Raw genomic sequence first — 21,021 nt, forward strand, 5'->3', positions numbered from 1 at the left:
ACAGAGTCTCAGCGAAACTCAATCAATCGACGTACGCCTTCGGCACCCGCCACGTTCGACCGAATTCTCGGTCGAACGACTCGGGGCGAAAAGGGCTTTCCCCACCGGCGGGGTAGTTCGTCATCTCGCCGAACACCACTCTCCCGTCGACGACATACAGGTCGACCCGGACGAAATCGGTGGTGGCGGCCAACTTCTCGGACACGATGATCATCTCGTCCAGGCACGCCGGGGCCGGTTGGGGATACTCCGCGAGCGGAGGACCCCCACTCAATGGCAGGAGGGTCCAGGGCCTTTGGTAGAAGTTCTGGGTTCTCTTGCCGAACCGGCCGGTGTCGACCTGAATGAACTCGCACCTGCCATGAAAGACGAAGAACTTGTAGTCGTCGGGCACGTCGCCAGCGTCGTTGGTCAGGAGTTCTTCGACAAGGATCCGCCGAGGGACATGGCCGTACGCCCACTCCCGGTTGGGGCCCTGCCCGTACAACTGTTGTAACCAGTAGCGCGCAATCGCCGTCAATTGGCCACGGTCCGCGTGCTCGGGGCGGACATGGATGTAAGACCAGCATCCCTCTACACCGGGCAGACGGGCACCTGGATCGGCTGTGTCGGACACCACCACGACAGCCCCGCTCCCGTGGGACGGCTTGACCACATACTGTCGCGGCAGGGCCACGGTGCGAAGCCGCTCCGGGTCGTCCATGATTGCGTACACCGCCGGTAGATATCCCGTGCCCACGGTGGTCCCGACGAGGTCTCGTACCGCGACCTTGTCAGCAAACGTCACCACGAGGCTGCGATGGTCTCGCAGCATCTTGTATCGAACTTTCTCGGTGAACGTCTCTGGGTTCCGTGTCTGCATGAGCCGCCACCATCGGATGAGTCTGCTGCGTTCGCGCCACCGCGCGTGTCTCATACCCGAGCCTCAGACGGCCACGAAGCGCACGGCCGACCACTCTCACCGGCGTCGCGCGACTGCCCGTAACCCAGCCGCTCCGGCGGGTGCAGATACATCTTCATCGGGATAGAAGCTACACACGTCGTCCTGCCGGGTCAGCGGCGGCGGAACACATCGCGAAGCCCGCGGTGTCGGTCGGTGCGCCGCAGGGCCTCGGCTTCGTCCTCGAGGTCGGCATGGCTGATCACGCGCGCAACAACGATTGCGACACCGATCGACACGACCACCCAGACGACGGCTCCGACGCCGATCCACCACCACACCCGGGGAAGTATGTCGTACCGAGAATTCGCCCGAACAGACAATGGTCATAGTGATCTTTACGGTCAGCACGCGACGGTCAAACGGTCGTGGTTCGCCTTCTGCGCAGCCAGAAGCGCACAATGGGGTTCTACGGCAGACACCCCCCTTCGGTGTCGCAGCGAACAAGGGAACCCCACATGGGCACCAGCAGTGAGCTCAATGGAGTACTCAGCGAGCGACACGTCATCGCAATCGCCGTCGGGATGCTGATGCAGCGGTGCAAGCTCAGACGCATCGATGCAGCGCGGCGACTGACACAGGTCGCAACCGTGTCCAGGGTGTCGTTGTTCGATGCCGCGTCGGTATTGATCGACACCCACCCGAGACCGCTGCGGCCCGAATACAACTGACACGAGAGTTTCGACCTGTCGAAACCACAGCGGCGATCGCCCCAACAGATGCGAGACAAGTTGTCCCGCATCTGGGTCCGGGCAGGTTGCCCGCGCAGGAATCCGGCGGGGGTGGTTGAGTTGGCATCCAACCCGAGGAGTGTGGTGATGGCCGAAGACGACCGGCGCGCGCAGTCGGCGTCGCACTACACGCGGATCACACCTTCTCGCGGACTGACTTCGGTGCTCGCCCTCGCCGCGCAGGTGACCGGGTGTCCGACCGCTTTGATCAACGTGGTCGACGGGACGCATCAATACACCGTGGCCGCCCACGGCTTCGACACCGGAATCGTTGTACCACGGGGCATGTCCGCGTGCGCCGGGGTGATAACACGGGGTGCGCCGGTGGTCATTCTCGACTCCGCCAGTCCGGGCGCAGATGAAGACGTCGCAGAACCGTTGCGCCGCGCGGGGTTTCGCGCATACGCGGGCATCCCCCTGCTCGGTCGCGAAGACCTGCCGGTGGCCACTCTGTGCGTCCTCGACACAGAGCCTCATTCAGCGCAAGAATTCGATCTGGTTGCGCTGCAACATTGCGCGGTCCTGGCGGGTGAAGCCCTCGACGCGGCTCGGTCGCAGAACAGTCGCATAGCCATCGGCGCCAGGGCGCCCCGCGGCCACGCCGACGACGAACTCGGCATCGGCGAGGTGTCCGCTGCGATAGACAACGGCCAGATCGTGCCGTGGTACATGCCGATCGTCGACCTGCAGACCGGTGAGCTGACGGCCGTCGAAGCACTCGCGCGATGGGTGCACCCCGAACGCGGGGTGCTGGCCGCCGACTCATTCATCCCGCTGGTCGAGAACACCGATCTCATCATCGAATTCGACCTGACCATGCTGGCCCGGGCGGTCGCCGACCTGCAGCGGTGGCGCAGCGAACGCATCGACGCCGACCACATCGGGCTCGCCGTCAACTTCTCCGCCCACCACTTCTATCGCCCCGACTGCGCCGACCGGATCGACAAGGTGATTACAGCGGCCGGCGTGGCCCCTGCGTCGGTCACCCTCGAGATCACCGAATCCGTTGCCGTACCCACCACGGCGCTCATCGATGCCCACGTCATAGACGATCTCCGGGATCGCGGCTACATCGTCGTCTTCGACGACATCGGCGGCCCGTGGCTACCTGCCGAACACCTGCTCGCGATCGGCGTCAACGGCCTCAAGGCCGACCGTACCGTCGGATCGTCGCTACACACGCCGACCGGACGTGCGATCGCCCGCGCCTTGACCGCACTCACCGCCGAGCTCGGCCAATTCCTGGTCATCGAGGGCATCGAGACAGCTGAACAGGCACACCAGGCACGCATCGTCGGGGCCCGCTACGGGCAGGGCTATCACTGGTCCGCCGCGCAGCCCGCCGAGGCTTTCCCGATGCTCTCAAGTGCGCGGTCATAGGCAGGCCGGTCAGGTAGGACTGAGCTCCATTCAGAATGCAAAAAGTCCGACCCTCGGAGAGGATCGGACTTCGTGGACTGCGATGACGGTGGCCAGAGTCGGGATCGAACCGACGACCTTCCGCTTTTCAGGCGGACGCTCGTACCAACTGAGCTACCTGGCCGGACGGCACCCGAACCGAATGCCAATCGAACTTGGTGTTGCGATCTCCGGCGAGCCGGAGATGTAAAGCGACCCTGACGGGACTCGAACCCGCGACCTCCGCCGTGACAGGGCGGCGCGCTAACCAACTGCGCCACAGGGCCTTGCATGCTTGCCAGTGTCATCTGGCTCGCGTACCCCCTACGGGATTCGAACCCGCGCTACCGCCTTGAAAGGGCGGCGTCCTAGGCCGCTAGACGAAGGGGGCCGGTGTTCTCCGTAAGGGAGCTGAATCAGCTTAGGACACCGGCGCAGAAAATCCCAAATCAGCAGGTCAGCCCGCATTATTTGAGCAGTTTGGCACCCCGTGTCGACGACGCACCGTTCTGATCACCACGCCCGTGTTCAAACACGTGCGTGATGATCAAACGCGTGCGGCACCACACCGACCGACCGCGTGCCCCGACTACACGACCCCGCGCCGTCGTCTTGTAAACTTCGTTGCGCCCTGAAATGGGCACGCCCCTTTAGCTCAGTTGGTAGAGCTACGGACTTTTAATCCGCAGGTCCTCGGTTCGAGCCCGAGAGGGGGCACCACATTGTGAACCCGATATTTGCTGCACGAAAGACAGTTTGTTTCGCAGACAAAACGGCGGCCCGGATGCGATTGTCATCGCGGTCGCCGAGCAGAGTGCGCATCGGCGATCAGATCAGTTCGAACATCGCCGAAAGGAACTTCATGTCGTCCTCTGAACTCGCCCTCACCGCTTTGCTCGCGTTCATCGGCCCCATCTTGGCGCTCTACGCCAACGGCAGCTGACATCGAGGCGGGTCCGGGTGTCCACCCCGACGCCCGGGCAATGCCCGCCGCCGACAGACGAGTCATGCGGGCCGCCACGACGCGATGTCAGACAAAACTCGCTTCGATGGCCTCGCGATCGCGGACCTCATCAGCCCCCAACCGATACGTCGGGAGGGTGTGCGCTGACGTGGTGCCACCGGCCACCCGCGCCTTGGCTTCTTCGAACTCGGGTGCGGTTCCCATCGCCAGATGTAGACCATTGAGCGAACTCCAGACCGCGGTTCGGCGAGCAGCGCGCTCGAGGGAATTGGGCGGGCGATACATCACCAGTTGGGCCGCCCAGGTCGGCATCGTGTCACGGATGGCCCAATCGACCGCCGCTGGGACAGGGTCGACGAGGTTGACGCCGGTGGCCACCGCGTTCCCGTGTGTCATCGCCAATCGCGGCAGATACGACTTCAGGCAGTCGAGCGTCTCGGCCTTGGTGGTCGGCAGATCCGTACCGCCCAGGGCGTGCCCCACCCGGACGAACTCGCGGTAGTACTCATCCAGGTCCGCCCCGCGCAGCGGCTTCGGGTGGTAGATCTCGTGTGCGGTGGCAATCCCCCACACCACCGTCGCGTAGTTCCAACGCAACCACTCCGGGTCGTCTGCATCGTACGAGAGACCATCCGGCCGAACACCTTTGATGGTGTGGTGCATCGACCGCACGGTCTTGGCCAGACGCTCGGCGGTCGCCGTGGACCCGTATGCGGTGCCGATGAAGAATGCGACCGAATGCCCGAGCCGTACCGCGAGCCCGGCGGGATCCAGTTGTCCGGTGGGTTCACCGCGAGCATCCTTCTGGACCAGCCGCGAGTGGTGCATGCCCATCCAGAAGATGCTGGGATCAAGCCGTTCGAGGTATGAGGCGCACTGCAGGCCGAAGATCAACACCGGCGTATGCGAGTGCACATGCCAGGTGGCACTGTCCGGGCCGAACCAGCCCGGATCACCTGCTGGACCGGCGAACTCCACGCCCCGGAAGTACTTGCTGCGGATGTCCTTGTCGAAACGCTGGTTGAGCCATTGGCCGGCTACTTGGTGCGGCAGTAGAGCAAGCATGGGGTCGTTTCACTCTCGGTTTGGCGACGTGTGTCTCCACAATAGAGTTTGGTTACGGTCGTGACCAGACTTCTCTTTGATTCGACTGGACCTGGACGTACGCTTTGCCAATGTCGACCCCCACCCGATGGGCCGGCGTTCCGCTGACCGATCGTCGCGCCGAACGCCGCACACTGCTCGTCGACGCCGGGTTCGCACTGTTCGGGTCGGGCGGCGAGTCAGCACTCTCGGTCCGTTCGGTCTGCCGCGAATGCGAGTTGAACACCCGCTACTTCTACGAGAGCTTCGCCGACACCGACGAATTGCTCGGCGCTGTGTACGACCGGGTCGCCGCCGGGCTGGCCACGACGGTCGAACAGGCGATGGCCGACGCCGGCGATTCGGTCCCGGACCGCACGCGTGCCGGCATCCGGGCGGTCCTCGGCTTCAGCTCCGAAGACCCACGCCGCGGCCGGGTGCTGTTCACCGACGCACGGGCGAATCCCGTTCTGGCGTCGAGACGCGCTGTGGCACAGGATGTTCTGCGCGAACTGGTGCTGACCGAAAGCGGTCAGGTGTTCCCTGATTCAGATCCCGTGGCCACCCGGGTCGGCGCGGCGATGTACACCGGCGCGATGGCCGAACTCGCCCAGGACTGGCTCGCGGGACATCTCGGAGACGACCTCGACGCGGTGGTGGAACACGCGTTTCGTCTGGTGATGCGCTCGGCGCCGGCAGAAAAGTAGATGTTTCGTCGGTCACACCGATGAATTCGGGGAGATCTCAGGGTCATTCCTGATGGATCCGTCCCGGCCCCTGGGCAAGGATGGGATTCGTCCCGCTCGCCATCTCGCCATCTCGCCCCGGAGGCCGACAGCCATGGACCGCTACACGTCATTCATCATCCGTCGCCGATGGCTTGTGATCGGCACGTGGATTGCGGTGCTGATCGCCGCGATCGCCGCAGCGGCCATGTGGGCCGGCCCCACCACCACAGCGTTCACCAACGACACCCGGACGGAGTCGGGTAAAGCCGGTGAACTCCTCGAACGCGCGGGCCAAGGTGACCAGGCGACCGCCGGTCAGATCGTCATAGCCGCGTCGAGCGACATACCGGGTGGTGTCCGCAACGCCGAGGTGACCCAGGCCGTCGAAGGCCTTGTCGGTGACTTCCGTTCGAGCTCCCCGGACGTGACAGTCGGCGACCCCTATGGGCAGGGCGCACAGATCTCGCCGGACGGACGCATCTCGATCACCTCGCTCGACCTCGGGACCGGCACCGACTCGGTGGTGCAAGACCGCGTCGACACCATCAAGGAGATTGCCGACGACGCCGGAATCCCCGGTGTAGCAGTTGAATTCAGCGATCCGCGCTTCGACGAGGTCCCCCCGAGTGGGACGTCCGAAGCCATCGGTGTGCTGCTGGCACTCGTCATCTTGCTGATCGCATTCGGCTCGGTGATCGCCGCCGGTCTGCCGATCCTGTCGGCACTGTTCGGCGTCGGTGTGGGCGCGTCCGTGCTGTTCCTTTTCCAGAACGTCATGAATGTCCCCAACTTCGCGATCTCGGTGACCATGATCCTGGGCATCGGCGTCGGCATCGACTACGCACTGCTCATCGTCACCCGGTTCCGCTCGGGACTTCACGAAGGTCTCGACACCGATGCGGCAGTCCGGACGGCGATGTTGCGAGCCGGACGATCGGTGTTGTTCGCGGGTTGCACGGTGATCATCGCCATGTGCGGCATCCTGATCTCCGGCGGCGACCTCGGGCCGTCACTGACGTTCGCCGCCATCGCAGGCATTCTCGGCACCCTGATCGCGTCGGTGTCGCTACTGCCCGCACTGCTGTCGGTGATGGGCACCCGGGTCAACAGCCTGTCCTTGCACTGGTTGCGCAAACGTCGCGGCAAAGACCCCGACAAGGCCCTCGAAGGGGTCTGGGCAAGTAAGTGGAGCCGGCGCATCCAGCAGCGACCGTGGGTCGGTGTGGCCACCGCGGTGCTCATCCTGGTGATCCTGTCGATCCCGGCGTTCTCCCTGCGCCTCGGTTTCTCCGACGCGGGAAACCGCTCGACCGACGCGACCACCCGCGTCGCCTACGACTACGTCACCGAAGGCTTTGGTGTCGGTGCCAACGGCCCGCTCGTGCTGGTCGCCGAATACCCCGAAGGAACCGACCCGCAGGCTGCACTCGGGACGTTGCAGCAGCAGATCCAGGCCGATCCCGATGTCGCGCAGGGTGGGGTCACTCCCCCCATTCCCGTCGGCCAGGTCGACGGCAACCAGATCGCCGTGATGTCGGTGAACCCTGCCACCGGACCGCAGGACGAGGCGACCACCGAACTCATCGAACGCCTGCGCAACGAGGTGATCCCGGACAGCCTCGGATCCGACTCCGACATCTCGGTCAGTGTCACCGGCATCACGGCCGGCGCGATCGACTACGCCGACATCACACTCGCGTTGCTCCCGTGGACGATCGCAGCCGTGCTCGCGGCCGCATTCGTCCTGCTGGTGCTGGCCTTCCGGTCGATCGTGGTCCCCGTCAAGGCCGTTATCGTCAACGTGCTGTCGCTCGGCGCCGCCTACGGAGTGATCGTCGCCATCTTCCAATGGGGTTGGGCGGGTTCACTGTTCGGGGTCGGCCGGGCGGGCCCCATCGATGCCTGGGTGCCGATCATGTTGTTCGTCACGGCAATCGGGCTCTCGATGGACTACGAGGTGTTCCTCGTCTCGCGTATCAAAGAGCGCTTCGAGCGGACCGGGGACGCCACCACGTCGGTGGCCGAAGGGCTGGCCAGCACGGCCCGCGTGATCACCTGCGCCGCCCTCATCATGGTCTGCGTGTTCCTGTCGCTGGCCTTGACGCCCGATCGAAGTCTGAAGATCCTCGGTGTCGGACTCGCTGTCGCCGTGTTCATCGACGCCAGCATCGTCCGACTGCTGCTGGTGCCCTCCACCATGGAGATCCTGGGCAAGGCCAACTGGTGGTTCCCGTCCTGGTTGAACTGGCTGCCCCGCGTCGACGGTTCGCACGATGACGACGTCCCTGACGTCCGGTCGAGCGATGACGGCTCGCGCAAGACCTCATCGAACGCCCCCGCGGAGGCGGAGGGCAAACTGGTGAAGTGAGATCCATAGATCCATTGACCGCACCGGTGTCGCCTGCGGAGGCCCTGCGCCGAATTGCCCTGCTCCTCGAACGGGCCCGCGAACGCACCTACCGCGTAGAAGCGTTTCGCAAAGCGCTCAAGGTGGTGGCAGGCCTCAGCGACGACGAGCTGGCCGACAAGGTGAAGCGGCGCACACTCACCGACCTGCCCGGCATCGGCAAGACCACCGCCGCCGTCATCGCTCAGGCCGTCTCCGGCGAGGTGCCGGATTATCTGAAAGCGTTGCAAGACGAGCAATCCGCGTCTCTCGCCACCGGCGGCGCCGACCTCTACGCGATGACCAAGGGCGACTTGCACAGCCATTCGGACTGGAGCGATGGCGGGTCCCCGATCGACGAAATGGTCCTCACTGCGATCGACCTGGGTCAGGATTGGATGGCGCTGACCGATCATTCTCCGCGGCTCACCGTCGCCAACGGCCTGTCGGTGGAGCGCTTACGCAAGCAGCTGCACGTGGTCGACGGCATCAACAACACACTCGGAGAACGGTTTCGCCTGTTCCGCGGCATCGAGGTCGACATTCTCGACGACGGGTCGCTCGATCAGACCGAGGAGATGCTGGGTGAACTCGACATCGTCACCGCGTCGGTGCATTCCAAGTTGAAGATGGATGCCGGACCGATGACCCGGCGCATGGTCGCCGCAGTGCGCAACCCCTACGTGAACGTGCTCGGCCACTGCACCGGGCAGCTTGTCACCGGGGGACGGGGCAAACGCGCCAGGTCGGTGTTCGACGCTCAGGCGGTGTTCGAGGCATGCGCCGAATCCAACACCGCGGTGGAGATCAACTCGCGCCCCGAACGAGTTGATCCGCCAGACGAACTCATCGAATTGGCGATGGCGGCCGGCTGTCTGTTCGCGATCGACTCCGACGCGCACGCGCCTGGTCAACTCGACTTCAAGGCCCTCGGGTGCGAACGGGCAGAGCAACACGGCATTCCCCCCGAACGCATCGTCACGACCTGGCCGGCCGACGAGGTTCTGGAGTGGGCCGCCGGCTCACGCAGCTGAGCCCGAACCCGAGTCACGCGATGATGTCGTCGAGCCAATCGAACATGCGCTGATCGGTCAACGCGCGGGCGAGCGGCTGACAATGAAAGTTGGCTCCCTCGTCCGCGGTGAAGTGGGACAACGCAGCTTTGCCGTTCAGCTTGTCGGCCAAGGCCTTTGACTGTCCTGGCCAGAACTGTTCGTCGTCGGGGTCGGTGATGAACAGCGGCGTGGCGATGGCTGCCGCCTCGTCATCGGAGATCCGGTACTTGAGCACCTCTGCGAGCGTGTCGAAGTAGGTGTCCTTCTGGTAAGGACGCGCCCGGAAGTTCCACATCCGAGAGTTCTTCTTGGAGAACTTCATCCCGGTGGCCATGTTGCGGTCGAACTTCTCGCGATTGCCCTGCTCGATGAGCTTGATCATGCTCTTGGGCATGTGTGCCAACCACGACGCCGACACGTCCACCACTCCCGGGTCGGCGATTGCCGCGACCAGCCGGTGCTCGAATGCAAGTGCGCGCGGAACCCAGTATCCGGCCTGGCTGATGCCGTAGAGGGCGATCTTCGATTCGTCGACGTCGGCACGGGCGCCCAGGAAGTCGACGATCGGCGTGATCACGGCCTCCCAGTCATGACGAAAGGGCACCGACCGTTCGAACAACATCGATTGCTGGCCCGGCCCATCGAAGAACAGCACGTTGTATCCACGCTCGAGAGCCCCTGCCCCGCCGCAGGTCCACAGACTGCTGATCGGGCCATCGCTGCCGTTGTTCAGGATCAGTGTGGGCCGGGGGCCGTGGCCGGAATGCCGCGGCTGGAAGAAGTATCCGGGGAGAGTGGTGTCTTCGTACGGTATGTCCACCCGTTCGGTCTTGTGCGGGGTGGTGTCGACAAAAGCGTCCCAGGAGCCGCGGTGCTTGCGGAACGTGGGCAGTAGAGCATCCTCGGAGTCGAGTTCGTCAACCGAGTTGACCGCCGTGGCGTAGTACGTGGCGGCACGCAGATACGCACGGGCGGCGCTCAGATCGTGGCCGGCAGCCCGCCCGGCCTCGGCCAGCGCCGTGATCCGGTCGCCGAGTCCGACCCACGCATCGAACCACTCCTGATGGGCACTCTCCCCGACCGTCGCGATAGCCGAGAGCACCTCGCCGATGTCGGCGGCACCGTAGACGGATTGACCCAGGACAATCCTGACCTCGAAATCGCGGTCGGGACTTCGGTAGAAACCTGCGTTGAAAGCCTCGTACGGGTGAGCGGAAAACGGCAGGGACGGCATCGCTGACAAGCCTTTCGACGACAACTGGCACTACGACGGTAACCCGTCGGCCGCCGAAATGGCGTACAGCGGAAAAAGATTGGCTGTCTGTTCCTGCTGGCGTCAGAGGGTGCGGTTGCGGACCAGTGTCCAATGATTCCGGTGGTCTGCCCGCCGATACGACAGTTCGTCGAGAACGGTGAGAGCGATGGCGAGTCCCCGGCCGCGCTCGGAGAACTCATCGGGCAACTCGACCGTCTTGAGATCGACACGGGCCTGCTTCCCGTCGTCGGAAAACCTCGCGTGGATGCTGTCCGGCCGAACCTCCAATTCGAGGCGGATCGACACCTGTCCACCATCGGTCTTCTCGGCGTGCTCGATGATGTTGGCCGCGATCTCGGCCAGCGCCAACTCGAATTGCATCGCGTCCATGTCGTCCACCGGCTCGGCGGTCAGTAGTTCGGACAGCAGCTGATGCACCCGTTCCACCGTGTCCGGCTGAGCGAACTCCTCGAGCACCCGCACGCCGGGCGGGTTGTCAGTCGGCATCGAATGCACTGTCCGCCGACGGGTGCGAGCGCAGCACTCGATTGAGGTTGGTCAGCGACAACACCGACTCGACCTGGGTGGACGGGGCTGCGATCCGGAGATCACCGCCTGCCTGCCGAGCCACCTTCAGACCGGAAATGAGCGCACCGAGACCGGACGAATCGATGAAGTCGGTCGCCGACAAGTCGATGACGATCTTGGTCGACCCGGACTCCACGAGCTTGTGCAACTGCTCGCGCATCGCGGGAGCGGCGACCATGTTGAGCCTGCCCTCCGGCCGGAGTACCACGGCACCCCCGGTGGTGGTGCGCGTTTCGTAGCTGGTCATCATTCTCCTTCTGTGGTCGACCCGCGATAGCGGACCGCTTGGATCACGACACTGAGTACCACGAGGTCGAACAGCACCCAGAAGAGATTCACACTCACACCGAGTACCGAGATCGAACCACGATAGAGCTGCACGATCCCGATCAGCGACGCCACCACCAACACGGTCATGGCGACGAGCTGGGGGCGAATGAGGTGCCAGGGCACCGCCTCCTGGTCCTGCCGGGTCTTCGGCGTCACCGCGAACCCGAGTGGGCGTTTGAAGTAGACGTTGCGAAAAGCCGTGGTACAGGACTTGATCCACACCGGGAACAACGCCAGGCTGTACTGCTGCCCGCGCCAGGTGGACTTACCGCGCCCGATGATGAAGAACAGCAGCTGGTTGAACAAGAGGAACGGGATCAACCGGACGAAGAAGTCGAAGCTCAACGCCTGCACCGGGAGTATGCCGAGGATCAGATAGATCGCCGGTGCGGCGATGTACGCCACGGCCGCGAACCCGGCGAGATAGCTCCACATGGTGGCCCAGTACATGAGCCTCTGCGGGACGCTCAAACCCTTTTGGATCAGCGGGTTCTCCCGCAGCATCACCTGAATCGTGCCCTGCGCCCAACGAAGTCGCTGCGTGATCATCGTCTTGGCGTCCTCGGGTGCGAGTCCGAGCGCGAGCACCTCGTCGTGATAGGCCGACCGCCAGCCCATCCCGTGCAGTCGCATACAGGTCGCCATGTCCTCGGTGACCGAGATCGTCGCCAGCGGCAGCATCGGCTGCGCTTCGTCGTCGCGCCCGACATCCACCGCGCGGATCATCGCCCGGATGGATTCGAGGGCGCCGAGCGGTGACCAATCACGACCGGCCAGGGCCGCGAACGCATCTTCGTCGAGAGGCGCTGCGCCCGACTCCTGCTCGGCCAGTTCGTTGAGTGCGGCGATCGCCTCGAGGTCGGCCCGCATCATCTCCATGTCGGATTCGACCAGCCCCCTCGCGGCCGCGTCCACCCGCTGCTGGAAGTCGTACGTCACGTCGGCCAGTGGCTTCTTCGCCTTCAGGTCGGCCCGGGCGATCCGAACGGCCTCGTCCACCGCATCCAGCGCGACGATCGCCTCGGGGTTGTCGGCCCTCACCTGCTTGCGGGTCTTCTTCAGGACCGCCTTGGCTGCGCGCAGCGATTCCTCGATGCCCTCTTCGATGGCACGCACATATCCGGTGATGCCGAGTTGCATCAGGGCCTCACGCCGCAACACCGCGTTGGAGCCACAGAAGAACGCAGCGTTCCAACCGTCCTTGCCCTGCTGGATCGGCCCGTAGAACAGGGGCGCCTGGCTGCCGAGCGGATCGTTCGGCGGCACGTTGACGAAGTACTGCGGCGTCTGCACCAACGCCATCTTCTCGTCCTTGAAGTAGCCGAGAGTTCGGTCGAGGATCTGCGGCTCAGGGATCTGGTCGGCATCGAGGATGAGGATGAACTCCCCGTCGGTCTGCAGCAGCGCGTTGTTGAGGTTGCCGGCCTTGGCATGCCGCGGTTTGTCGACCCAGCTCTCGGTGCGGGTCAAATAGCCGATGCCGTTCTCCTTGGCCATCTGCGCGAGCTCCGGGCGGTCGCCGTCGTCGAGAATCCATGTGGTGTGCGGGTATTCGACCCGCACAGCGGCATTGGCCGTCTCCATCACCATCTCCAAGGGCTCGTTGTAGGTGGTGATGAAGATGTCGACTGTGGCGCCTTCCGGAGGGTCACCGGGATCGGCGCGACGGCGCAAACGCCACATCGTCAGACCGAACAGCAACGAGTCGATCAGGCTGTACGTCTCGGCGATCACCAGCGGGACGGCGATCCACCACGCCTCCCAGTTGATCGAGGCCATCCACCGCCACACCACATAGTTGATGCCGAGGATGGCGGTCACCACGATCAGCAGGCGCAACCAGGGTGATGGAGTGGTACCGAGGTCGGGTTGGGTCTCGACGCGACGATGCGTCATCCGGCGTCGTCCCGGCGCACCGCCACCATCGTGACGTCGTCGAGTGGCGCGTTGCTCGACGCGAGCGTGGCCACCGCGGAGCACAGCGACTGCGGATCGGTGTACCCGCGGACGAAGTCCTGGACCGTGTCCGCGTCGCTGTCCTCGGACAGCAGGTCCAGGAGACCGTCGGACACGATGATCAACATGTCGCCGGCACCGAGGGTGACGGCATCCGACTTCCACTCTTCGTCGATCAGAACACCCAGCGGTAACCCACATCCGGGCAGCGACTCGACATCACCGTTGCTCCGCGAGACAAGCGCAAGTCCGTGTCCGGCGTCGATGTACTCGACCTTGCCCGTCGACTGCTCGAGCCGGGCGTGGAACAGCGTCACAAAACTCTCGGTGCTGGTGAGGTCATCGGCCACGTGATTGGCCACCAGTGAGACCGCGTCGTCCAGACTCGTTCCCGGGCACGCGTGGTCCAGGGCCTTGGAGGCGCCTCGCAGCGCAGACCGGACGCTGGCCGTCAAGATCGCGGCCCCCAGGCCCTTGCCCATCACGTCCGCGACAGTGAACACGGCGCCGCCGTCGGTGAGGTAGTGGTCGTAGAAGTCGCCGCCGACGGCGTAGGCCGGCGCACACATCGACCGCACCGAGTACCCCTCGATCCCCCGCATCGGAGCCGGCAGCAACTGGCGTTGCACGGCTGCGGCGCGTTCCAGATCATCTGCGCGTTCGAGTTCCCGTTGGGCCCATGCGGCCAGTTCACGAAAGGTCGCCTGCTGGGAATCGTCGAACGTGCGGGGCGAGGTGTCGTAGACACAGAACGTCCCGACCGGCTGATGACCCGGGCCGTACAGGGGGTAGCCGGCGTAGAACCGCACGCCGCCATCACCACCCACGCCTGGGAGGCGGGCGAACTCGGGGACCTTCGCGAGGTCGTCGACGATCAACGCCGGATCGGCAGGCTTGGTGTAGGTTCGCGCCACCGTGGTCTGGCAGACGGTCTCGGCGCGCGGAACCTGCGACAGGGGCAGACCTTCGACCATCTTGAACCACAACCGGTCTCGATCGAGCAGCGCAACCGACGCCATCGGCACGCCGAAGATGAGCCGGGCCATCCGGGTGACCCGCTCGAATCGATCCTCTGGCGGTGAGTCGAGGATCTGGAGCTGGTCGAGAGAGCGCAGACGCTTCTCCTCGGCTTCGGGCGGGAGGACGAGCTGGATCTCGGCGATCTCGGTGTCGATACTCATCGGTTCAACGCTTTCTGCAGTGCTTCGGTCATCGCCGCTGCTGATCCGGGAGAACTCTCGATCCTCCAGTCGGCCTCTTTGTTGTAGTCGAACCACACGAATCCTGAAACGTTTGCGGCTCCTCCCAGATAGGCGACGAGGTCTTTGATCCAGTCGGGTTTGGAACCACCTTGCTCGGCGCTGCCGACTTCGGTGACGAGAATGGGTTTGTCGGCGGCGACGTCTCGGATCTGGTCAACAGATTCGCCGAACAAGTCCTCTGGCGAGGTCCACTTTCCGTCGGGGATCGCGGTGCCCCAGTTGTATCCATCCACCCCGATCACGTCGACCACATCGTCCCCGGGATACCAGTCAGCCAATTGTTCGCCGGCGAGAACAACATTGGGCGCCCATATCCATCGGACGTTCTGCACGTTCTTGGTGGCGAAGATGTTTCGCACATGCCGCCACGCCTGTACATAGGTTTGCGGGGAGGTACCACCGGCCGGGCTCCACGGATACCAGGTGCCATTCGGTTCGTGGGCGAACCTCAGGTAAACCGGCTGCCCCCAGGCCGCCAATTCGTCGGCCCATCGATACAGGTAGTCGTCGTGGGTTCCCGAGATGATGGAATCCATCGTGAAGGCAGACCGGTCGTAGCTGTCCCCGCCGAGATACTTCCAGGGTTCCCAGGTCACGATCGGGTCGGCGCCTGCGCCGCGCACCACGTCGAGGCCACCGATCGGAGGAGCCGCCGTGAAGTCGGAGAAGGCCAGCACGATGCTGGGCTGTTCACCGACCAGGCCGGCCACCGCGGCCACCTCTTCACCGGCCGACAAGCCGCCCGGGGTACCGACGCCGAACCGCAGACAGGTGTCCGCGGAATTGTCGAAAGATGTGGTGTCGACCGTGCATTGCGAATCGCTCGAACATGCGAACAGGCCGGTGGATGCCACCAGCACACTGCAGATCATCGCAGTCAACTGAATCGTCGGCGACGAACGCATGCACCACCCCTGTCGATGAGTACCGCCCTTCGCGCTCGGCTACACGATTCGCGGGCGGCGTCCCTTCCCCGACGAGACGCACGTGCCATTGTTCCTGATTTATCCCGATTAGGTATGGGCAACCCCCGGTCTAGGGCGTGGCCGGCACAACTGCAATTTCGGCACCGAGTGCATAACCGGGGGCCAGCGGCAGCGAGTCGCCGCTCCAGAACCGGCCGGGGTCGAACCAATTCGGCTCTTTCTCGGTGGCGAGCAAACCCATTTCCTCATAGGTCATCGCGACCACCTCGGCGCAGTATGCCGACTCCAGCCCGACCTTCGATTGTTTTGTCCCACGTCGCGCGGCACGTCGTCGGTCCGCCGAACTCCGCACCTTGTCGTCGAGCACCGGTACACCCCGGGTGACATCACTCATCGTCGGAACGCGCCCCTTGAACCATCGGCCGGCCAGCCGGGCAGTCGTCGGGAACGCGGTGCCGTCCATTCGAGCGATCACCCTGAGCAGCAGATCTTCTTGTTCGCGGGCCGCATACGGCGTCAGCTGCCGGATCCAGCATCGCTGACCGTACTTCTGCATCCACTGCTCGGCAGCCTCACGGGCGTCGTTGAGTTGCACGCCTCGGTGATTGGTGCCGGTCCACATGTCGGTGAGCTTGTTGCCCAACTCGGCGTGCCACATCAACGGCGGCAGATCGTCGAGTGCGACCGCCATCGCCACATGGTTCACCGGGCTGTTGGTGAGGGTCTGGATGGCGCGGTCGGGACCCGACCGCCCCCGAAAGAGCCACACATCTCCGGTCCGGGTGGAGTCGAGCGCCTCGTCGAGCGAGATGGCCGCAGGCCGCTGGGAATGCACACGCAGAGCCTAAACGCGCCACGTCGACCCCCGCAGCGTCACGGCGCCGGTACGCTCGACCGGTGCGCAACGCCTGGAAGTGGATCGGTCTGGCCGGTGTCGTAGGTGTCGCCGCCAGCGGCGTCCTGGTGCGACGGGACGTCCGCCAGCGCAACGCGTATACGGCCGACGACATCCGGGCCCGCCTGCACCAGCGATACGAGGAAGCCGAGGGCCCCGCCCCGGAGCGGTGACGTCAGTTGCTGTGACGGTCAGGCGAAGCGGGCGGCGAGGGCTTCGAGTGTGCCGGTGATACCGGAGCCGTTCTTCTTGTCGAACCCGAAGACCTCGAGCATCTTGGGCGACTTCGCACTGCTGTAGTCGAACGTCTCGGTGACCTGCGTGGTGTCGGGGCCGAGCGACGAGAACTCCCACCGCCACTTGTGGCCCAGCGGATGTTGCCACTCCACGAGGGTGTCGTTCTCGAAGGCGGTGACGGTCGAGGTGATCTTGTACGGAAGTCCGTACTGCTTCATGCCGACGCTGAATTTCGCGCCCTGACTCAGCCGATCGGGTCCTTTGACCGGGGTGTCGCGGACTGTGCCCGATCCGTCGAGTTCGGGGTGCCGGTGAGGGTTGGCGACCAGAGCGAAGACCTCGGAGACGGGTGCCTTCACCACCACCTGCCGGGCGATCTTGCGTGGGCCGGAATCGATTGTTGTCACAGTTGCATCTGCCATGGCGCCAACGTACGCCGCGACCGTGGGTCGATGCGCGTGCGAACACATTCTCAGAGCGGGTATCTCGTCCCGGTCTCACGTTCGGCAGCGCGCCACAGGTCGCCAGCCAGGTCGTAGTCGCAGGCGGTGGACGATCGCCCGGACAGCACCGGCGACCCTTTCAGCGCCCAGAGCCCGTCCATCCCCACGTAGCTGCCCGGTGGAATCGGTTCGGTCAGGCAGTAGAGCGTGGACGCTGCGCCGGCGTCGATGTCGTTGGCGACGAGGGTCGCTGCGGCTTTCACCACCTTGTGTACCGGACCGAGCCGGGGCTTGTTCGAGATGTTGGACGCCACCCAACCGGGCTGACTGAGCATCGCTGTGATGGGAGAACCACTGTGGCGCAACCTCTTGTCCAGTTCGAGGCCCCACAACATCACGGCCAGCTTGGACCGGGCGTATGCGCGGGGCGGCGACCACCGTGCGCTGCGCAGATGCAGGTCGTCGGGGTCGATGGTCGCCGATCGGTGGGCATCGGAGGCCACCAGGACGATCCGCTCACGAATCTGCGGCAGCAGCAGGTTGGTCAGCGCGAAGGGTCCGAGGAAGTTGGTGCCGATGGCGGTCTCGAATCCGTCGCCGGTGTCAGCGCGTGTCGTCGGGACCATTCCGGCGTTGTTGATCAGGACGTCGATCGGCCCGCCGAGGTTCGCCGCGGCGTCGCGCACCGACGAGAGGTCGGCGAGGTCGAGTCGCAGCACCTCGGTGTCTCCACCGATCTCCGCCGCGCGCCGGGCACCGAGTTCGGGATCACGGACCGCCAGGACCACACGCGCCCCGGCGCCTGCGAGTGCTCGGGCGCTGGCGAATCCGACCCCGTTCGTGGCCCCGGTGACCACCACCCGTTTGCCCTTCACGACACCGAGCCGGTCGGGTAGCCACTGTGTTGCCATGGCGTCGACCGTATCTCGCAACACCACGGGCGGGCAGGCGCGCACAGAAACCGGCCGCGATGGTCACATCCGGCCTTTCCACGACGACTTGTGTGCACTGTGGCGCACCCGCGCCGGAGCGGGCGGGCTCGGTTTGGTCCCTGCGCCGACACACCGGGGCGACCGATACGGCACAGTGAATCCATGAGCGTGAACAACACGAGGGGCGCCGGCGACCTCGGACGAAGCCCGGACACGGTCCGCCAGACCATCGTCGACCGTCTCGACGGTTTCGACCACGCCACCGCCGACCTCACCGAAGGCGTCCGGGCCGCCGCTGTGGCGATCGCGGTGACCAGTCGCGACGGCGAGTACGGCATCTGGCTGACCAAACGTCCTTCCCGGATGCGCGAGCACCCAAGCCAGTTCGCACTCCCCGGCGGACGTCTCGAGGCCGGCGAAACCCACGCCGATGCAGCGTTACGCGAAATGCACGAAGAGCTCGGCGTTCACGTCGACCAGACGCAGGTACTGGGCCGCCTCGACGACTACGCCACCCGATCGGGGTACGTGATGACCCCGATCGTGTGCTGGGCAGGGCCCGACCGCGAGACCAATCCGAACCCCGGCGAAGTGGCCCAACTGTTCTTCATCCCGATGTCCGACCTGATGGTGACGCCGCGGTTCGTCAGCATCCCGGAGTCGGACAAACCGGTCATCCAGCTCCCGCTGGTGGGATCGCTGGTGCACGCACCCACGGCCGCAGTGATCTACCAGTTCGCCGAAGTCGTGTTGGCAGGACGCCATACCCGGGTCGACGGGTTCGAGCAGCCGGTGTTCGCATGGCGTTGATCCGGGTGCCCAGAACCGGCTGTACCCCTCGTCACCATGAGGTTTCCACACAGCACCGAAAGGGTAGGCGAACACCGTGACCGCACCGCTGAAGACTTCATCGTCCAGTTCGATCATCCGGGACCTGCCGAAGCCTGCCGGTCCTCTCTCGGCGGCGGTCGTCTCGGCGTTGTCTCGTGATCCCGAAACATCCACGTCGCTGCTCTCCCTGGACGAGTCCGACTACAACACCGAACCGTACGGTCGTGATCTCCAGCTGGCGCTGTACGTCTGCTACGAACTGCACTACCGCGGGTTCATCGGCGTCGACGACGCCTGGGAATGGAACCCCGAACTCCTCCGGCTGCGCGCGCGCCTGGAGAAGAACTTCATGAACGCGCTGCGCGCGGACGTGGAGCCGGGCGACAACGCCACCGCGGAGATCGAGGCGCTCTCCATCGAGACCCCGGACGGCAGCGGACCTTCGTACTACCTGTGCGACGTCGGCACGTGGCACCAGCTGCAGGAGTACTTCGTGCACCGCTCGGTGTACCACCTGAAAGAAGCCGATCCCCATGCGTGGGCGATCCCCCGCCTCACGGGCCAGGCCAAAGCGTCGTTTGTCGCCGTCGAATTCGACGAGTTCGGTGGCGGTCGCGGCGAGAACGTCCACCAGCAGCTGTACGCCGACCTACTCGATGCCGCCGGCCTTGACTCCGACTACCTCGCTTACCTGGAGATCGTCCCCGGCGAGTCCCTGGCGCTGGTCAATCTGATGTCGATGCTCGGACTGCACCGATCGTTGCGGGGCGCGGTGGTCGGGCATTTCGCGGCCACCGAGATCACGTCCTCGCCCGGTTCCCGCCGGCTGGCGCAGGCCCTCGAACGTCTCGACGCCCCAGACGAGTGCATCCGGTTCTACCGCGAACACGTGGAGGCCGACGCCGTGCACGAGCAGGTGCTGCGCCACGAGGTGGTCGGTGACCTGCTGACACGCGAGCCCGAACTCGAATCCGACGTGGTCTTCGGGATCCGCGCGTTCGACTTCCTCGAGGAGAAACTCGCAGCCCTGCTGATGAGGAGCTGGACCGAAGGAAAGTGCTCGCTGCTCGAACCGATCAGCTGATCAGATCCGGTCCTCGCGGCGCACGATCTTCTTGCGGCCGCGATGGCTGGTGTCGCACAGCGGATAGGTCTTGCTGCGTTTGCATGCGCACAGCGCGACCATGAATCGATCGGAGTCGACGGTGCTGCCGTCGGGCATCTCGATGCTCACCGGTCCTTGAACCATGATCGGGCCGCCCTGCACCACCCGGATCACCCGGCGATCGCCGCCTCTGTTGCCGGCTCTTCCCTTCTCGGGAACGGTTCCCTTGTCAGGAACTGTCATCGCCCACCGGCGGCCTTGTGCGCCCGGACAACAACGAGTTCTTCTTCGCGGCAACCGGGTTCGAGCATGCCGAGGGACTCGAGCCAGCGCGCGTTCTGCATCAGCACCGGCCCGAACGGAATGCGTTCGCGGGCAATGACATCGGCGTTGAGGCCACCCGCACGCAGTTCGACCAGCGAACTCTCGGTATCGGCGAACTCCGACTGGACGATCATGATCGTGCCATCGTCGGCAAGCAGCTCCGGGGCCGCGACGCACAGCGGGTCGAGCAATGTCCGGCCATCGCGGCCACCGTGCCATGAATGTGTCAGTCCCACAGTCGCTGTCGAGAGGCGATCGGCAGGTACGTAGGGCGGATTGGAGACAACGAGGTCGAACGGGCCGGCTTCGAGCGCCTCCTCCAGCGAACCGAGCCGTGCGTCCACAACAAGTCCCTGCGCCTCCGCGTTGTCCAGCGTGCACTGCACCGCCTTGGGCGAGATGTCGTATGCGACGACTTCAGCGGCACCGATCCGTGCGGCCGCGACGGCGAGCACGCCACTTCCCGTGCACAGATCCAGCACTCGTCGCCCCTGCACCATCCCGAGACCGGCCATGGCCGCGAGCAGCAGTCGCGAGTCCTCCTGCGGCTTGTATACGCCGTTCGGCACCTCGATGGCCTCCAAGGCCGCCAGGGCCTCGTCGACAGGGTCCGACACGTAGTTGTCAAGCATCGGGACACCCCGAACTGGCA

The 21,021-nt window shown here is 64.8% G+C and carries 23 protein-coding genes and 4 tRNA genes; 10 read left to right on the forward strand and 17 right to left on the reverse strand.

Annotation, left to right across the window (positions count from 1 at the left end; translation table 11 throughout):
* Window positions 1–22: 22 nt before the first annotated feature.
* Together KXR83_RS07880 and KXR83_RS07885 are read right to left on the reverse strand one after the other, a co-directional pair.
* Window positions 23–862 carry an ATP-grasp fold amidoligase family protein gene (locus KXR83_RS07880; RefSeq protein ID WP_437424350.1) on the reverse strand — a complete coding sequence of 280 codons (840 nt, stop codon included), beginning with the start codon at window positions 860–862 and terminating at the stop codon, window positions 23–25.
* 191 nt (window positions 863–1,053) lie between these two features.
* On the reverse strand, window positions 1,054–1,221 hold the full coding sequence (locus tag KXR83_RS07885; protein WP_437424351.1) for a hypothetical protein: 168 nt from the start codon (window positions 1,219–1,221) through the stop codon (window positions 1,054–1,056).
* Window positions 1,222–1,398: 177 nt separating this feature from the next.
* Here KXR83_RS07885 and KXR83_RS07890 point away from each other — a divergent pair, with 177 nt between their 5' ends.
* Both KXR83_RS07890 and KXR83_RS07895 read left to right on the forward strand, forming a co-directional pair.
* A complete protein-coding gene (locus KXR83_RS07890; RefSeq protein WP_437424352.1) occupies window positions 1,399–1,611 on the forward strand; it encodes an ANTAR domain-containing protein in 213 nt (70 codons plus the stop codon).
* A gap of 147 nt (window positions 1,612–1,758) precedes the next feature.
* On the forward strand, window positions 1,759–3,051 hold the full coding sequence (locus KXR83_RS07895; protein ID WP_437424353.1) for a sensor domain-containing phosphodiesterase: 1,293 nt from the start codon (window positions 1,759–1,761) through the stop codon (window positions 3,049–3,051).
* Between the two features lie 89 nt (window positions 3,052–3,140).
* Here KXR83_RS07895 and KXR83_RS07900 read toward each other — a convergent pair.
* From KXR83_RS07900 to KXR83_RS07910, 3 genes are all read right to left on the reverse strand, one after another.
* Window positions 3,141–3,214 (reverse strand) — tRNA-Phe (locus tag KXR83_RS07900).
* Window positions 3,215–3,282: 68 nt separating this feature from the next.
* Window positions 3,283–3,356 (reverse strand) — tRNA-Asp (locus KXR83_RS07905).
* A 31-nt stretch (window positions 3,357–3,387) separates the two neighbouring features.
* A tRNA-Glu gene (locus tag KXR83_RS07910) sits at window positions 3,388–3,460 on the reverse strand.
* Between the two features lie 253 nt (window positions 3,461–3,713).
* Here KXR83_RS07910 and KXR83_RS07915 point away from each other — a divergent pair.
* Both KXR83_RS07915 and KXR83_RS07920 read left to right on the forward strand, forming a co-directional pair.
* Window positions 3,714–3,789: transfer RNA gene (locus KXR83_RS07915), tRNA-Lys, on the forward strand.
* Between the two features lie 64 nt (window positions 3,790–3,853).
* A complete protein-coding gene (locus KXR83_RS07920) occupies window positions 3,854–4,012 on the forward strand; it encodes a hypothetical protein (protein WP_157366784.1) in 159 nt (52 codons plus the stop codon).
* Window positions 4,013–4,099: 87 nt separating this feature from the next.
* On the opposite strand, the gene KXR83_RS07925 is transcribed toward KXR83_RS07920, so the two are convergent.
* On the reverse strand, window positions 4,100–5,098 hold the full coding sequence (locus tag KXR83_RS07925) for an oxygenase MpaB family protein (protein WP_437424354.1): 999 nt from the start codon (window positions 5,096–5,098) through the stop codon (window positions 4,100–4,102).
* 110 nt (window positions 5,099–5,208) lie between these two features.
* On the opposite strand from KXR83_RS07925, the gene KXR83_RS07930 reads away from it, so the two are divergent.
* From KXR83_RS07930 to KXR83_RS07940, 3 genes are read left to right on the forward strand one after another with little or no spacing between them, the layout of a single operon-like run.
* Window positions 5,209–5,823, forward strand: coding sequence for a TetR/AcrR family transcriptional regulator (locus KXR83_RS07930; RefSeq protein ID WP_437424355.1), 615 nt, complete (start codon window positions 5,209–5,211; stop codon window positions 5,821–5,823).
* A 52-nt stretch (window positions 5,824–5,875) separates the two neighbouring features.
* Complete coding sequence (locus tag KXR83_RS07935; protein WP_437424356.1) at window positions 5,876–8,212, forward strand: MMPL family transporter; 2,337 nt, start codon at window positions 5,876–5,878, stop codon at window positions 8,210–8,212.
* Window positions 8,209–9,264 (forward strand): PHP domain-containing protein, encoded by a 1,056-nt coding sequence (locus tag KXR83_RS07940; protein ID WP_437424357.1) that lies wholly within the window; start codon window positions 8,209–8,211, stop codon window positions 9,262–9,264. Before KXR83_RS07935 ends, KXR83_RS07940 begins: the two co-directional genes overlap by 4 nt.
* A gap of 13 nt (window positions 9,265–9,277) precedes the next feature.
* Here the strand turns inward: KXR83_RS07940 and KXR83_RS07945 are convergent, their stop codons facing one another.
* From KXR83_RS07945 to KXR83_RS07975, 7 genes are all read right to left on the reverse strand, one after another.
* The gene (locus tag KXR83_RS07945) at window positions 9,278–10,519 is read right to left on the reverse strand and encodes an alpha/beta hydrolase family protein (RefSeq protein ID WP_437424358.1); all 1,242 of its coding nucleotides are present in this window, start codon (window positions 10,517–10,519) and stop codon (window positions 9,278–9,280) included.
* A gap of 102 nt (window positions 10,520–10,621) precedes the next feature.
* Entirely contained in the window at window positions 10,622–11,047 is a 426-nt protein-coding gene (locus KXR83_RS07950) for an ATP-binding protein (RefSeq protein ID WP_437424359.1), read from the reverse strand.
* Window positions 11,037–11,375 carry an STAS domain-containing protein gene (locus KXR83_RS07955; RefSeq protein WP_099381448.1) on the reverse strand — a complete coding sequence of 113 codons (339 nt, stop codon included), beginning with the start codon at window positions 11,373–11,375 and terminating at the stop codon, window positions 11,037–11,039. The genes KXR83_RS07950 and KXR83_RS07955 overlap by 11 nt, the downstream gene beginning before the upstream one ends.
* Window positions 11,375–13,354 (reverse strand): glycosyltransferase family 2 protein, encoded by a 1,980-nt coding sequence (locus KXR83_RS07960; RefSeq protein WP_437424360.1) that lies wholly within the window; start codon window positions 13,352–13,354, stop codon window positions 11,375–11,377. The genes KXR83_RS07955 and KXR83_RS07960 overlap by 1 nt, the downstream gene beginning before the upstream one ends.
* Window positions 13,351–14,595, reverse strand: a complete 1,245-nt coding sequence (locus KXR83_RS07965) for a PP2C family protein-serine/threonine phosphatase (protein ID WP_437424361.1) — start codon at window positions 14,593–14,595, stop codon at window positions 13,351–13,353. Before KXR83_RS07965 ends, KXR83_RS07960 begins: the two co-directional genes overlap by 4 nt.
* Window positions 14,592–15,581: a glycoside hydrolase family 26 protein gene (locus KXR83_RS07970; RefSeq protein WP_437424362.1), complete on the reverse strand. Its 990-nt coding sequence runs from the start codon at window positions 15,579–15,581 to the stop codon at window positions 14,592–14,594. The genes KXR83_RS07965 and KXR83_RS07970 overlap by 4 nt, the downstream gene beginning before the upstream one ends.
* Window positions 15,582–15,711: 130 nt before the next feature.
* Window positions 15,712–16,413: a guanylate cyclase gene (locus KXR83_RS07975; RefSeq protein ID WP_437424471.1), complete on the reverse strand. Its 702-nt coding sequence runs from the start codon at window positions 16,411–16,413 to the stop codon at window positions 15,712–15,714.
* 86 nt (window positions 16,414–16,499) lie between these two features.
* Here KXR83_RS07975 and KXR83_RS07980 point away from each other — a divergent pair, with 86 nt between their 5' ends.
* On the forward strand, window positions 16,500–16,670 hold the full coding sequence (locus KXR83_RS07980; protein WP_437424363.1) for a hypothetical protein: 171 nt from the start codon (window positions 16,500–16,502) through the stop codon (window positions 16,668–16,670).
* An 18-nt stretch (window positions 16,671–16,688) separates the two neighbouring features.
* Here KXR83_RS07980 and KXR83_RS07985 read toward each other — a convergent pair whose 3' ends face one another.
* Both KXR83_RS07985 and KXR83_RS07990 read right to left on the reverse strand, forming a co-directional pair.
* Entirely contained in the window at window positions 16,689–17,156 is a 468-nt protein-coding gene (locus KXR83_RS07985) for an SRPBCC family protein (RefSeq protein ID WP_317713392.1), read from the reverse strand.
* Window positions 17,157–17,206: 50 nt separating this feature from the next.
* A complete protein-coding gene (locus tag KXR83_RS07990) occupies window positions 17,207–18,088 on the reverse strand; it encodes an SDR family NAD(P)-dependent oxidoreductase (protein ID WP_437424364.1) in 882 nt (293 codons plus the stop codon).
* 183 nt (window positions 18,089–18,271) lie between these two features.
* On the opposite strand from KXR83_RS07990, the gene KXR83_RS07995 reads away from it, so the two are divergent.
* Window positions 18,272–18,919, forward strand: coding sequence for an NUDIX hydrolase (locus tag KXR83_RS07995; protein ID WP_437424365.1), 648 nt, complete (start codon window positions 18,272–18,274; stop codon window positions 18,917–18,919).
* 76 nt (window positions 18,920–18,995) lie between these two features.
* Window positions 18,996–20,024: an iron-containing redox enzyme family protein gene (locus tag KXR83_RS08000; RefSeq protein WP_437424366.1), complete on the forward strand. Its 1,029-nt coding sequence runs from the start codon at window positions 18,996–18,998 to the stop codon at window positions 20,022–20,024.
* Here KXR83_RS08000 and KXR83_RS08005 read toward each other — a convergent pair whose 3' ends face one another.
* Both KXR83_RS08005 and KXR83_RS08010 read right to left on the reverse strand, forming a co-directional pair.
* Window positions 20,025–20,288 (reverse strand): CDGSH iron-sulfur domain-containing protein, encoded by a 264-nt coding sequence (locus tag KXR83_RS08005; RefSeq protein WP_437424367.1) that lies wholly within the window; start codon window positions 20,286–20,288, stop codon window positions 20,025–20,027. It lies immediately after the preceding gene.
* Entirely contained in the window at window positions 20,285–21,001 is a 717-nt protein-coding gene (locus KXR83_RS08010; RefSeq protein ID WP_437424368.1) for a HemK2/MTQ2 family protein methyltransferase, read from the reverse strand. The genes KXR83_RS08005 and KXR83_RS08010 overlap by 4 nt, the downstream gene beginning before the upstream one ends.
* Window positions 21,002–21,021 lie beyond the last annotated feature (20 nt).

The organism is Williamsia muralis (assembly GCF_051487485.1).
Lineage (GTDB): Bacteria > Actinomycetota > Actinomycetes > Mycobacteriales > Mycobacteriaceae > Williamsia > Williamsia muralis_B.

What these genes read in the sequence shown, in the direction of transcription:
- KXR83_RS07880 (WP_437424350.1), bottom strand. Translation starts at nt 862, where the DNA reads ATGCAGACACGGAACCCAGAGACGTTCACCGAGAAAGTTCGATACAAG.
- KXR83_RS07890 (WP_437424352.1), top strand. Translation starts at nt 1,399, where the DNA reads ATGGGCACCAGCAGTGAGCTCAATGGAGTACTCAGCGAGCGACACGTC.
- KXR83_RS07895 (WP_437424353.1), top strand. Translation starts at nt 1,759, where the DNA reads ATGGCCGAAGACGACCGGCGCGCGCAGTCGGCGTCGCACTACACGCGG.
- KXR83_RS07920 (WP_157366784.1), top strand. Translation starts at nt 3,854, where the DNA reads ATGCGATTGTCATCGCGGTCGCCGAGCAGAGTGCGCATCGGCGATCAG.
- KXR83_RS07925 (WP_437424354.1), bottom strand. Translation starts at nt 5,098, where the DNA reads ATGCTTGCTCTACTGCCGCACCAAGTAGCCGGCCAATGGCTCAACCAG.
- KXR83_RS07930 (WP_437424355.1), top strand. Translation starts at nt 5,209, where the DNA reads ATGTCGACCCCCACCCGATGGGCCGGCGTTCCGCTGACCGATCGTCGC.
- KXR83_RS07935 (WP_437424356.1), top strand. Translation starts at nt 5,876, where the DNA reads ATGGATCCGTCCCGGCCCCTGGGCAAGGATGGGATTCGTCCCGCTCGC.
- KXR83_RS07945 (WP_437424358.1), bottom strand. Translation starts at nt 10,519, where the DNA reads ATGCCGTCCCTGCCGTTTTCCGCTCACCCGTACGAGGCTTTCAACGCA.
- KXR83_RS07950 (WP_437424359.1), bottom strand. Translation starts at nt 11,047, where the DNA reads ATGCCGACTGACAACCCGCCCGGCGTGCGGGTGCTCGAGGAGTTCGCT.
- KXR83_RS07955 (WP_099381448.1), bottom strand. Translation starts at nt 11,375, where the DNA reads ATGACCAGCTACGAAACGCGCACCACCACCGGGGGTGCCGTGGTACTC.
- KXR83_RS07960 (WP_437424360.1), bottom strand. Translation starts at nt 13,354, where the DNA reads ATGACGCATCGTCGCGTCGAGACCCAACCCGACCTCGGTACCACTCCA.
- KXR83_RS07965 (WP_437424361.1), bottom strand. Translation starts at nt 14,595, where the DNA reads ATGAGTATCGACACCGAGATCGCCGAGATCCAGCTCGTCCTCCCGCCC.
- KXR83_RS07970 (WP_437424362.1), bottom strand. Translation starts at nt 15,581, where the DNA reads ATGCGTTCGTCGCCGACGATTCAGTTGACTGCGATGATCTGCAGTGTG.
- KXR83_RS07985 (WP_317713392.1), bottom strand. Translation starts at nt 17,156, where the DNA reads ATGGCAGATGCAACTGTGACAACAATCGATTCCGGCCCACGCAAGATC.
- KXR83_RS07990 (WP_437424364.1), bottom strand. Translation starts at nt 18,088, where the DNA reads ATGGCAACACAGTGGCTACCCGACCGGCTCGGTGTCGTGAAGGGCAAA.
- KXR83_RS07995 (WP_437424365.1), top strand. Translation starts at nt 18,272, where the DNA reads ATGAGCGTGAACAACACGAGGGGCGCCGGCGACCTCGGACGAAGCCCG.
- KXR83_RS08005 (WP_437424367.1), bottom strand. Translation starts at nt 20,288, where the DNA reads ATGACAGTTCCTGACAAGGGAACCGTTCCCGAGAAGGGAAGAGCCGGC.
- KXR83_RS08010 (WP_437424368.1), bottom strand. Translation starts at nt 21,001, where the DNA reads ATGCTTGACAACTACGTGTCGGACCCTGTCGACGAGGCCCTGGCGGCC.